Annotated in this window: 10 protein-coding genes; 3 read left to right on the forward strand and 7 right to left on the reverse strand. The window is 32.8% G+C overall.

All coding sequences use genetic code 11. The annotated features are described in order from the left end of the window. Positions 1-19: 19 nt before the first annotated feature. Positions 20-1198: an acyl-CoA dehydrogenase family protein gene (locus tag ACKTSW_RS13725; RefSeq protein ID WP_408025818.1), complete on the forward strand. Its 1179-nt coding sequence runs from the start codon at positions 20-22 to the stop codon at positions 1196-1198. Positions 1199-1506: 308 nt separating this feature from the next. Here ACKTSW_RS13725 and ACKTSW_RS13730 read toward each other — a convergent pair whose 3' ends face one another. The 6 genes from ACKTSW_RS13730 to ACKTSW_RS13755 form a co-directional block, all read right to left on the reverse strand. Next, positions 1507-2058, reverse strand: coding sequence for a pyridoxamine 5'-phosphate oxidase family protein (locus ACKTSW_RS13730; RefSeq protein ID WP_408025819.1), 552 nt, complete (start codon positions 2056-2058; stop codon positions 1507-1509). An 11-nt stretch (positions 2059-2069) separates the two neighbouring features. Continuing rightward, positions 2070-3554 (reverse strand): glycerol kinase GlpK, encoded by a 1485-nt coding sequence (gene glpK / locus ACKTSW_RS13735; RefSeq protein WP_408025820.1) that lies wholly within the window; start codon positions 3552-3554, stop codon positions 2070-2072. Positions 3555-4477: 923 nt separating this feature from the next. Then, positions 4478-5155, reverse strand: coding sequence for a response regulator (locus ACKTSW_RS13740; protein ID WP_408025821.1), 678 nt, complete (start codon positions 5153-5155; stop codon positions 4478-4480). Beyond that, entirely contained in the window at positions 5124-6890 is a 1767-nt protein-coding gene (locus tag ACKTSW_RS13745) for a tetratricopeptide repeat-containing sensor histidine kinase (RefSeq protein WP_408025822.1), read from the reverse strand. The genes ACKTSW_RS13740 and ACKTSW_RS13745 overlap by 32 nt, the downstream gene beginning before the upstream one ends. Positions 6891-7060: 170 nt before the next feature. Further along, positions 7061-7246, reverse strand: a complete 186-nt coding sequence (locus ACKTSW_RS13750; RefSeq protein ID WP_408025823.1) for a hypothetical protein — start codon at positions 7244-7246, stop codon at positions 7061-7063. A 237-nt stretch (positions 7247-7483) separates the two neighbouring features. Beyond that, positions 7484-8014, reverse strand: a complete 531-nt coding sequence (locus ACKTSW_RS13755; RefSeq protein ID WP_408025824.1) for an RNA methyltransferase — start codon at positions 8012-8014, stop codon at positions 7484-7486. Positions 8015-8250: 236 nt separating this feature from the next. On the opposite strand from ACKTSW_RS13755, the gene mutS reads away from it, so the two are divergent. Then, positions 8251-10860 (forward strand): DNA mismatch repair protein MutS, encoded by a 2610-nt coding sequence (mutS, locus tag ACKTSW_RS13760; protein ID WP_408025825.1) that lies wholly within the window; start codon positions 8251-8253, stop codon positions 10858-10860. Between the two features lie 2 nt (positions 10861-10862). Here the strand turns inward: mutS and ACKTSW_RS13765 are convergent, their stop codons facing one another. Beyond that, entirely contained in the window at positions 10863-11318 is a 456-nt protein-coding gene (locus ACKTSW_RS13765; RefSeq protein WP_408025826.1) for a hypothetical protein, read from the reverse strand. Positions 11319-11401: 83 nt separating this feature from the next. Here ACKTSW_RS13765 and ACKTSW_RS13770 point away from each other — a divergent pair, with 83 nt between their 5' ends. Then, entirely contained in the window at positions 11402-12736 is a 1335-nt protein-coding gene (locus ACKTSW_RS13770) for an MATE family efflux transporter (protein WP_408025827.1), read from the forward strand. The last annotated feature ends 5 nt before the right edge of the window (positions 12737-12741 follow it).

Here is a 12741-nt window from a genome sequence, read left to right on the forward strand (position 1 = left end):
TTAATTTTAAAACATAGTTATGAAGTCTGATTTATTTCAAGCCCCAGATTATTATCAAGTAGATGATTTATTAACCGATGAGCATAAGCTTGTTCGCAATACTGCTCGTGAATGGGTTAAGAAAAACGTATCTCCAATTATAGAAGAATATGCACAACGTGCGGAATTTCCGAAGGAATTAATTAATGGATTGGCAGAAGTAGGAGCTTTCGGGTCTTATATTCCTGAAAAGTATGGAGGTGCAGGGTTAGATCAAATTTCTTACGGGTTAATTATGCAAGAGTTAGAACGAGGTGATAGTGGAATTCGATCTACTGCTTCAGTACAATCTTCTCTTGTTATGGGACCTATTTATAACTACGGAAGCGAAGTGCAGCGACAAAAATATTTACCAAAGTTAGCTTCTGGTGAATGGATGGGAAGTTTTGGGTTAACAGAACCAAATCATGGGAGTAACCCTAGCGGAATGGAAACCAAGTTTAAAGATATGGGCAACCATTATTTATTGAATGGAGCTAAAATGTGGATTTCAAATGCGCCCATTTGTGATGTAGCAGTTGTATGGGCAAAAAATGAAGAAGGTCGTATTCATGGTTTACTAGTTGAACGTGGTATGGAAGGTTTTTCTACACCAGAAACTCACAACAAATGGTCGTTAAGAGCATCGATTACAGGTGAATTAATTTTTGATAACGTTAAGGTTCCGAAGGAAAACTTATTACCAAATAAATCAGGGTTAGGAGCACCATTACTATGCCTTGACTCTGCGCGTTATGGTATTGCTTGGGGTGCTATTGGAGCAGCTATGGATTGTTATGATACCGCACTGCGTTATGCGAAAGAACGTACACAATTTGGCAAACCAATAGGCCAATTTCAGTTGCAACAAAAAAAGCTAGCTGAAATGATTACTGAAATTACCAAAGCGCAGTTGTTAACATGGCGATTGGGGGTATTGAAAAATGAAGGTAGGGCAACATCTGCTCAAATATCTATGGCGAAACGAAATAATGTAGATATGGCATTGAAAATAGCACGTGAAGCAAGACAAGTACTAGGAGCAATGGGAATTTCTGGAGAATACTCAATTATGAGACATGCAATGAATTTAGAAAGTGTCATAACTTACGAAGGAACACACGATGTTCATCTGTTAATTACAGGATTAGATATTACAGGATTAAACGCATTTAAATAAAAAAAAGAAGAAGCACTCAAACGTTAAACCACTAACAAATTATTAAAGAGTGCTTCTTCAATCAACTATTAAAACTAAAATTTACCTACTCTTCCTTTCTGCCACCATTAACAAGAATTAAAAGAGTAGTTACTAAATTTATACAAACTAAACCGAAAATAATCACCATAATGGTTCCGTTTGTCCAAGATACCATTGGAATGTTTATTAATTGTAGTATTTTCTTATTCTTTACTACTCCAAAAGTATGGTGATAGTTTAAGTTAAAACATGATTTTTATCAGGGTTTAAAAAGCAAATATTTAGAGTTAAACTTTACCTTTTTTAAATAAAGTATCTAAACCATCGATATTTACTTGATTTCTATCCTCCCAGTACTGTTCAATTTCTTGTTTACTTTTTTTAGCAGCCCAATCATTTAGTTGATTACGTTCTCCTTGGTATTCGTAAAAAGGAATTGACATTCCGCAAGAGGTTTGTACACTTTCTATAGAAACAACAAATATTTGACGAGTACCTGGAAGCTTAGGAAATGAATCAGCATAGTTACTCCATTTATTATGAGCTGGAAGTATCTCTTTTGCTTTTCCATATAGTCGAAGTATGTTTGGAGCGCCTTCAAAAGAACAAAACATAATGGTTATTCGATTATCAACCAACAAATGCGCTGAGGTTTCATTTCCACTACCTGTTACGCTTAACCAAGCAACAGTATTTTCGTTAATCACTCTAAAGGTATCCATTCCTTTAGGAGAAAGATTAATTCTTCCTTCTTTAGATGCTGTAGCCACAAAAAACAGCTTTTGTGCTTCAATAAATTGCTGAACTCGATTTGTAATTTTATCGTAAAACTTTGCCATAATTTTTTATTTTAGTCAATCCAATCTTTAGTACGTTCAACAGCTTTTTGCCAAGTGTGGTATAACTTTTCTCTTTTTTCTTTAGAGAAAGAAGGAGTGAATGTCTTATCTATTTTTCTTTTGTTTACAATATCGTCTTGTTGCCAAAATCCAACACAAAACCCAGCCAAATACGCTGCTCCCATTATGGTAGTTTCAATTTCTTCAGGACGTTCTACATTTACATTTAAGATATCTGCTTGAAACTGCATCAATAAATTATTGATACAGGCACCACCATCTACCTTTAGAGAGGAAAGTTGTAGCATGCTATCTTTTTGCATAACGTCTAAAATATCTTTGGTTTGATAAGCTAATGATTGTAAAGTAGCTTTGATTAAGTGGTTTTTTCCAGTATCACGAGTTAAACCAAAAATAGCGCCTCTAGCATACATATCCCAATATGGAGCACCCAACCCAGCAAAGGCAGGCACGACATAAACAGGGTTTTCTTCAGTAACTTTTTCAGCAAAAAGCTCACTTTCTTCTGCGCTATTGATAATTTGTAGTCCATCACGTAACCACTGAATTGCAGAACCGGCAACAAAAACACTTCCTTCGAGAGCGTAATATACTTTATTGTTAATTCCCCAAGCAATAGTAGAAATTAAGCCATTTTGAGAATATTCTAAGTTTTCACCTGTATTCATTAACATAAAACACCCTGTTCCGTAAGTGTTTTTTGCCTCTCCTTTTTTAAAGCATGCTTGTCCAAATAAGGCAGATTGTTGGTCTCCTGCAATTCCTGCAATTGGAATTTGAACTCCGTTTAATTGATAGTTTCCAAAATGAAAGGATGAAGGTTTTACTTCAGGTAACATTGAAGTAGGAATGTTTAATTCTTTTAATAACGTTTCATCCCAGCACAGGTTTTTTATATTGTATAACATGGTACGTGATGCATTGCTGTAATCAGTAGCATGAACTTTACCGTTAGTTAAGTTCCATAAGAGCCATGTATCAATAGTTCCAAACAATAAATTTCCTTTTTTTGCTTCCTTTTGAGCACCTTCTACGTTATTTAGTATCCAATGAATTTTGGTGGCAGAAAAATAGCTGTCAATTACTAAACCAGTAGTTTTACGCACATAATTTTCGAGTCCTTTTTCTTTGAGTAATTCGCAGGTGTTAGCAGTTCTTTTATCTTGCCAAACAATGGCATTATATATTGGTTTACCTGTGTTTTTGTTCCAAACAACGGTAGTTTCACGTTGATTGGTAATACCTATCCCTGCAATTTCATGAGCGGATATTTTGGCTTGTTTAAAGGTGTGTTGTAAAGTATTTAATTGGGTTTGTAAGATTTCGTTGGCATCGTGCTCTACCCATCCTGGTTTTGGAAATATTTGTTGAAACTCTTGTTGAGTTTTTGCAATAACCTTTTCTTCTTTATTAAGAATTACTGTACGACAACTAGTTGTTCCTTGATCTAAAGCAATAATATATTTGTGAGTCATTTAGATGTAAAATGATTAAGAGCCTAATTTACAACTTTACCTCTAGTAACGAAAAAAACTTCTAGAAATCCTAGAAGGTTTTTTCACATTAAGCTTGGTTAGTAAAACTTTTAGTGTCTCAAAGCATATCCGGCCCCTTTACCAAATTCTGCTAAGGTTGTAAGTAAGGTGTTTAGTCCTTTACTTACCTTGTGTAGTAATAATTTTTCATTATTTATTATGATAATGAACACTACAAAAGTAAGCTGATAGTTACAGTTACGGATATGAAAGGGGTTACCGTAGTAAAAAATGCTTTTTTTCCGAAGAAGCATAAAAAAACCTTCTAGAATTTCTAGAAGGCTTACACGTTTAAGTTTGGTTAATTAACTTTTAGTGTCTCAGAGCATATCCAGCACCTTTACCGAATTCGGCTAAAACTGAAAGTAAAGTGTTTAAACTTTTGCTCGTCTTGCGTAGTAGTAATTTTCCCATTTTTAAAATAATTTAATTCCCCTTAATAATTAATTGTCATTAAATAATGAACATTACAAAAGTACATTGATGATTAAGTAAATAAAAGGGGTTTTCCGAAGATAAAAATGCTTTTTTCCGAAGGAGCATAAAAAAACCTTCTAGAAATCCTAGAAGGTTTTTTATTCCCCTTAAATGTCTTTTTTCAATTAATCTTGAAAAGAAGATGTTACAAATGTAGTTAGATTTAAAAGTTTTAGAAAAAGGATTACCGCAAAAAAAAAGGTATTTTTCCGCAAGAAAATTATTTCATAAAAAAAAAGCTTTTAAATTTCTAAAAGCCTCTTTATTTATTTCCTTTTCAAGATTTCCCCGATAAAAATTTTGAATTACAAAGCAAAGGTATTTCTTACTATTGAAGTATAAAAAGGGATAACCGTAAAAAAAAAGGTATTTTTCTGCAGAAAATGTTAATCTATAATTCCCAACTCTTTTGCTTTAAGTACGAGATCGGTATTGTTATTTGCTTGTAAGTCAGTTCTTAATTTTGATAGTTTACTTTCGATAGATCGAACTTTTAGTAAAGAACCATCACTTTTTTTAATTAAACCTTCAAGATTAGAAATTTTAGCATGTTTAGGAAGCTCGCTTAAAATTTGAACGGCAATATCATCCATCTGAATTTCAACCAAGGCTCTTTTTAAGAGTTTTTGGTGTATTTCATGGGTATAATACACTTCACCTTTTAACATTTTTTGAATGGCAAAAGTTAATTCATCAGTACTACATTTCCCTTTTAATATATATGCTGAAGGATTTAAGTTATGTATTACATTAAAAACTCTGTTTGTTTCAGAGTGCCCAGTAATTACGCCTATTTTAATAGGTGTTTCTTCTTTAAGAAGGGCTTTTATTAAAGATTCTCCACCATCTAAGACAACATTTTGATCTTGATTGTCAAAGCTTAAATCGGTAAAAACAATATGAAATGGATCTTTATGTAAAGATGATTTTATTTTAGAAAAAGCTTCGTCACACGAATTAGCGGTTTCAATTTCCAAGCCATCTATATCTTTTAGATATGAAAGAATGCCTTCAATTATTAACTGATGGTCATCAACTAAAAGTATTTTTGTTTGTCCAGCCATTTAAAGGTATTTGAATATCGGTTTTGGTTCCTTTACCTATTTCGCTAGTAATAGTTAAGGTTCCGTTTAATTCTTCTATACGTTCTTGTAGGTTTTGTAACCCTATTCCTTTTTTACTAATGTTGGTGTCAAAACCAATACCATCATCAGCAATCCCCAAATGTACGTATTTTTTATGTACAGAAAAATCGATAATCATCTTACTTGCCTTGGCATGTTTTTTACAGTTTTGTATGCTCTCACGAGTACTTAAATATAGTAAACGTTTTATAGAATTATTAATAACAGACCAATCGTGTTTTTGTAGTCCGTTAACCTTGATTTTAAAGTTGAAATCAAAATAATCGCTTACTAGATTAATAATTTGATTTTTAAAAGAAACTTTATCAAAACTTACACTACTTAATTGGTGTGATAGGTTACGAACATTTTCTTTAACTGCGTGTAACTTTTGAGCTTCCTCTACTAAATTAGATTTTTCTAATTTACGATGTAGCAATCGTAGGTCGCCAGCAACTTCATCGTGTAACGATTTGGCAATTTGCTTGCGTTCATGTTCTCTTGCTTGTATTCTTTCTAATTGTGCTTGATATAGTAATTTTCTTCTCCTGCTAAAGTAAAATAACACACCTACACCAAACAATAATAAACTAAGTAGAAAAAGTAACCAACCAATGGTTTTCTGTTGTTTATGGTATACAATTTCCGCTTGTTTTTTTTCGTTTTCTGTTTTTAAAACGGTGTTTTCTTTTTCCTTCTTATCAGTTTCATATCTAATTTTAGCAAACTGGTTTTTTAATTGTCGTTCGTTTTGGAAGAGACTATCGTTTAACGTAATATACTCCTCTAAATACTGTTTTGATTTATCACCAGTTGTTAAGCCCGAAAGTTTTACTAAAGACTCTAACCAACGTTTATTATTATGCGTTTGTTTGGCATACTGTAGGGCTTCATTAGCATGGTATAGAGCTTCTTTAGTTTGGTTAAGGTTTTTGTAATAGTCAGAAATGTTGATATGTGTGGTACAAAGACCACTATAATCTTTTAATCTTTGACGAATAGCAAGAACTTCATTATATTGTTGTAAAACATTTTCCTTTTTTTGCAATAGAAAATTACTTGCTGCTAAATTTTCTAACAGTAAAGCATATTGTCTAGGATATTTATTCTTCACACTATCAAAAGCCAAACCTTGTTTAAAATAAGAGATAGCTTTTTGGTGTTGATTAAAATGTTGATATAAAAGTCCTTTATTATTAATTACACCTATTTCTAAGGCAATATTTTTTATACTATCTTTTGTTAATTCATGTAAACTCAAATCAAAATATTTCAAGGCTTCTTTTAATTCATTTCTTTCTTTTGAGATTAATCCTAAATTGTTGTAAATATGGTGTTTTATTGTGTGTAAAGTCGTCTTTTCTAGGTTTTTTAAAGCAGAAATATAAGCAATTTCGCTTGCTAAAATATTATTTTGATTGAGTAATAACAAAGCAATATTGTACCATCGTCTACCAGCATTAATAGAATCTTTTACTTGTAGTAGTAAATTTTTAGATTGATGGTAGTGATAGTATGCACTATCTGGTTTTTCAGTATATTTATAGTAAGTAGCCAAATAAAAATGAACCTCTTGCAGGTCTTTTGGTTGTCTACTATAATTTGTTGAGAGTGTTGTATATTTTTTGAAAGAATCGAGTTGTTTTTCTCTAAAAAAAGACAATGCTTTTTCCATCGTTTTTTTAAACACAATGGAATCCTGCTCAAAAGCTGAAGCTGTTGTTTTGTTTTGAGCAAACATGGAAATAGAAAAAAATAGAAAAAAAAATAAACAACGTATCATAGTAACAAAACCACCACAAAGTGGTGGTTTTAATGTTTTATAGTCAAAAAAATAAGAAGACTTTATTTAGGGTCATCTCCATTACCTGTACTACCATCACCACCAGTTTTAGGTCCGTCGGTTTTAGGCGCATCAGTTCCATCAGTGTTGTCTTCTCCTTCATTGTTAAAATTTTGTCCTTGACTGTTTGCGTCTTGTCTATCTGGACTTAAACTCATAACTGTTTCTTCAAAGTATTTGTTTTTCATATTATAGGGTTTATAATTACTAAATAATTTTTGGGGATAGATAGGGAGAATAAATTATCGTCTAAAGTAATGCGTTTTAATTAGAAAGACAAAAAATTAACATTCTACTTTTAAAACTTTTTATTGTCAGTTTTAGAAAAAACTACTTCATTTATATCTTGTTAGTGTAGGCTTCCCCAAAAACAGGACAGTTATAAATTCGAATTTATAACTGTCCTGTTTTTGGGGAAGCCTACATTAGCTTCTTGTTTTTGTGAATAGATCCCATAAAACCACCCCACAACTTACCGAAATATTTAAGGAGTGTTTGGTTCCTAATTGTGGAATTTCAATACAAGCATCAGAAGCAGACACCACTTCTTGCTGTACTCCTTTAACTTCGTTACCTAATACCACGGCATATTTTTGGTTAGTTTGTGGAATAAAAGTATCTAACATCGTACTGTTTTCAGCTTGTTCAATACTTAAAACTTTTACGTTTTCCGCTTGTAGTTTTTTAACCAAACCTATAGTGTTTTCAACATATTCCCAATCTACCGATTCAGTAGCACCTAAAGCAGTTTTATGAATTTCTTTGTTAGGCGGAGTTGCTGTAATACCACACAAATAAATTTTTTCAATTAAAAAAGCATCCGAAGTTCTAAATACGGATCCTACATTATTTAAACTACGAATATTATCCAATACCACAATAATTGGTGTTTTATCTGTTTGTTTAAACTCTTCAACTGTTTTTCTACCGAGTTCGTTATTTTTTAATTTTCTCATGAGTTTTACCATTTAAAACGTCATTGTGAATGAAGTGGAGTAAAATAAAGCAACCTTATTATTTAGAGTTCATAACAGAACAGATTACTTCGTTGCTACCGCTCCTCGTAATGACGTCTTTATGTGTTTCATATTTAACTTTTGACTTGTTGTAAAAGCTAATGATTAAAGACTAAAAGCTGAAACCTAAAGACTTTTTTCTATCTTCGCAAAACTAACCCAAAAAATCCACAAACTTGGCAAAAACAAAGGCAAAAAAGATAACTCCATTAATGCAACAGTACAACGGAATTAAAGCAAAATATCCGGATGCGATGTTGTTATTTAGAGTGGGCGATTTTTACGAAACCTTTGGAGAAGATGCTATAAAAGCATCCAAAGTTTTAGGTATTATTTTAACTAAAAGAGGTAGTGGTAGCGAGAGTGAAACTGCGTTGGCAGGTTTTCCGCATCATTCTTTAAATACCTACTTGCCAAAGTTGGTAAAGTCAGGGTTACGGGTTGCTATTTGCGATCAGTTAGAAGACCCGAAAATGACTAAAAAGATTGTAAAACGAGGAGTTACAGAATTGGTAACCCCTGGAGTTGCTTTAAACGATGAAGTATTACAATCAAAATCGAATAACTTCTTAGCAGCAATTCATTTTGGAAAAAAATTATTGGGAGTTTCGTTTTTAGACGTGTCAACAGGAGAATTTCTCATTGCACAAGGAAATGAAGAATACATCGATAAACTCTTACAAAACTTTACACCGAGTGAAGTTTTGGTTGAAAAGAAATACAAACAACGATTTTTAGAAGTATTCACCAATCGGTTCCACGTATTTTATTTGGATGATTGGGTGTTTCAGAAAGATTATGGAGATGAATTACTTCGAAATCATTTTAAGGTTAAAACACTAAAGGGTTTTGGTGTTGAAGAGTTAGCATACGGAATTGTAGCAGGTGGTGCAGCGATGTACTATTTATCTGAAACACAACACAACAAAATAGAACATATACAATCTATCAGTAGAATTGCTGAAGATAAGTATGTGTGGATGGATCGCTTTACCGTAAAAAACTTAGAGTTATACGGTGGAAATTCAGTGAATTCTGTTTCACTATTAGATGTGATTGACAAAACGATTTCTCCCATGGGAGGACGCTTATTAAAGCGTTGGTTAGCACTTCCGTTAAAAGATTTAGCTCAAATACAACAGCGACACGAATTGGTGAAGTTTTTAATTGAAGACAATGCATTTTCTGAAACGGTAAGCTATCAGTTAAAACAAATTTCTGATATCGAACGACTCATTTCGAAGGTTGCTACAGGCAAGGTTTCACCACGAGAAGTTATCTTGTTGAAAAACTCGTTAAAAGCTATTCTTCCTATAAAAGAATCTGCAGAAAAAAGCAACAATAAGTCGGTTAAGGAAATAGGGAAACAATTGCATGATTGTAAGGCATTGATTGATAAAATTACAGAGACTGTTTTAGAAGAAGCTCCTGTAAATATTAATAAAGGAAATGCTATTGCAAATGGAGTTTCAGAAGAGTTGGATGAACTACGCAGTATTTCAAACTCTGGAAAAGAGTATATAGATATCATGCTAGCTAGAGAAACAGAGCGCACAGGAATTCCGAGTTTAAAAATTGCGTTTAATAATGTTTTCGGATACTATATTGAAGTTAGAAATACACACAAAGATAAAGTTCCTGAAGACTGGATTCGCAAGCAAACCTTAGTGAACGCTGAACGTTACATTACCGAAGAATTAAAAGAATATGAAGCAAAAATTTTAGGAGCAGAAGAGAAAATTCAGCAGTTAGAAACAGAGATTTTTGCCAAATTAGTACAATACATTATTGGGTTTGTAAAACCCGTACAACAAAATGCACAGAATGTGGCCAAGATTGATGCTTTACAATCTTTTGCAACCTTAGCTACCGAGAATAATTATGTGCGTCCGTTAATGGATGACAGTACGGATATTGAAATTAAAAATGGTCGTCACCCTGTTATTGAAAAACAATTACCTATAGGCGAAGAATATATAGCAAATGATGTAGTGTTGAACCGTAATCAGCAACAAATTATTATGATTACAGGTCCTAACATGTCTGGTAAATCGGCAATTTTACGTCAAACAGCCTTGATTGTGTTGTTAGCACAAATGGGAAGTTATGTACCCGCTCAAAATGCTCGAATAGGTATGGTGGATAAGATTTTTACCAGAGTAGGTGCGAGCGATAATATTTCGATGGGTGAGTCGACATTCATGGTTGAAATGAATGAAACCGCATCGATATTGAATAACATTTCCGATCGTAGTTTGGTGTTGTTAGATGAAATTGGACGAGGAACTTCTACCTATGATGGAATTTCTATTGCTTGGGCTATTTCGGAATACTTACACGAACACCCTTCGAAAGCAAAAACCTTGTTTGCAACACACTATCATGAGTTGAACGAAATGACGACAACCTTTGAGCGTATCAAGAACTTTAATGTATCGGTTAAAGAATTGGATAATAGCATTATTTTCTTACGTAAATTGGTGAAAGGAGGAAGTGATCATAGTTTTGGTATTCACGTAGCAAAACTGGCAGGAATGCCAAGTATGGTGATACACAGAGCAAACAAAATTCTAAAAGAACTAGAAAACTCACATTCGCATAAAGAGGTAAAAGAAACCTTGAAAGAGGCACAACATCAAGACATGCAAATGAGCTTTTTTCAGTTAGACGACCCGCTGTTAGAAGATATTAGAGAAGAAATTTTAACTACAAATATTGATACGTTAACACCGATTGAAGCGTTAATGAAATTGAATGAAATTAAACGAATGTTGACGAAGAAATAGAGCTATTTAATATCATCTTCAGTATGTAATATTTTATCTTTTCCTAAAGAGATTAAAATGAAAGAGCTTTCGTCAATTTTTTTATAATAAAAAGGGGTGTTCCAAGAGTCAATTAACAAGTTTTGGTATAAAGGGTTCTTTCTTATAATTCCTTGTAATTTGTCAGGATAAGTTCCTAAAGTAGATTTTTCTTGTTCGAGTAGAAGGGAAATTTGTTGTATTTTTTCATAGTCTTTATTTTTTAAAGAAAAACTACTTATAAAAAGAACAAGTAAACCTGAAGCTATAACTGCGGTTATTAAAAGAGCTATACCTATCCTTTGGTAAGGAGAAATCATTCTTTTTTGTGGAAGATTATGCTCTTTTTCATAAGCGCGCTGTTTTCTCCTTTTCTTTAGAAATAAAAATTGCTGAATGTCTAAAATAACTTCAGAAATACAACCAATAAAGTCAATCATAAAATACTATTCATTAATCAAAAATAAGTATTATCAAAGTTATAAAATCAATACTGAATAGTATTATTTTTGATCTTTGTATGATGAACCACGACATTAGTTTTAAACAGATTAACAAACTAGCAATGCCTGCTCTAATTGCAGGAGTCGCAGAACCACTACTTTCTACCACAGATTTAGCCATAGTAGGTAATATTCAAGAGAATGCTACCGAAAGTATTGCTGCGATAGGTATAGTAGGGGCTTTTTTATCGATGTTAATTTGGGTGTTTGGGCAAACTCGTAGTGGAATATCATCTATCGTTTCACAATATTTAGGGGCAAATAAACTTAACGAAATTAAAAACTTACCAGCACAAGCCATTGTTATTGTGTTAGGAGTAAGCGCACTTATTTTAGGATTGAGTTATCCTTTTGCAAAAGAAATTTTTGAGTTCTACAATGCCTCTGGAACAATTTTAGACTACTCTGTTGAGTATTACAAAATCCGTGTTTTCGGATTTCCATTTACACTTTTTACGATTGCTGTTTTTGGTACATTTAGAGGTTTGCAAAACACTTATTACCCAATGCTTATTGCCATAGTTGGTACGTTTATTAATATTGGGTTAGATATTGTGTTGGTGTATGGAATAGAGGGGTTGATACCTGCTATGCATATTCAGGGAGCTGCGTATGCAAGTGTAGTTGCACAAGTTACTATGGCAATAATTTCGGGGGTACTATTATTAAAAAAGACAGATATTCCATTAACATTCCGTTTGCCATTTAACCCTGAAATACCAAAGTTTATCAACATGGTACTTAACTTATTTGTACGAACTATCGCTTTAAATGTTGCTTTGTATTTTGGAACTTCCTACGCTACCAATTATGGTGATGCTTATATTGCAGCCTATACCATCGGATTTAATTTATGGCTCACAGGCGCTTTCATGATTGATGGTTATTCTTCCGCAGGAAATATTTTATCAGGTAAATTATTGGGAGCAAAAGCGTATAAAGCCTTAGTTACCCTAGGAAACCGATTAATTACTTATGGGTTTCTCTTTGGATTGTTGCTTGCGGTTGTTGGTTTTGTTTTATATCAATTTATAGGAAAAGTGTTCACTAAAGAACCTGAGGTTTTAGAGCAGTTTTATAATACCTTTTGGATCATTTTAATTATGCAACCTATCTGTTCTATTGCTTTTATTTATGACGGAATGTTCAAAGGGATGGGAGAAATGAAATACTTACGAAACGTTTTATTACTAGCAACAGGTTTCGTGTTTATACCTACCTTGTTGTTTTTTGACTCGTTAGATTATAAATTATATGCTATTTGGATTGCTTTTTTCTTATGGATGATTGCTAGAGGAACCCCATTAATTGTAAAGTTTAGAAGAAAGTTTTTACCACTTGCCCAAAAAACGTAATTTTG

The organism is Tenacibaculum sediminilitoris (assembly GCF_964513795.1).
Lineage (GTDB): Bacteria > Bacteroidota > Bacteroidia > Flavobacteriales > Flavobacteriaceae > Polaribacter > Polaribacter sediminilitoris.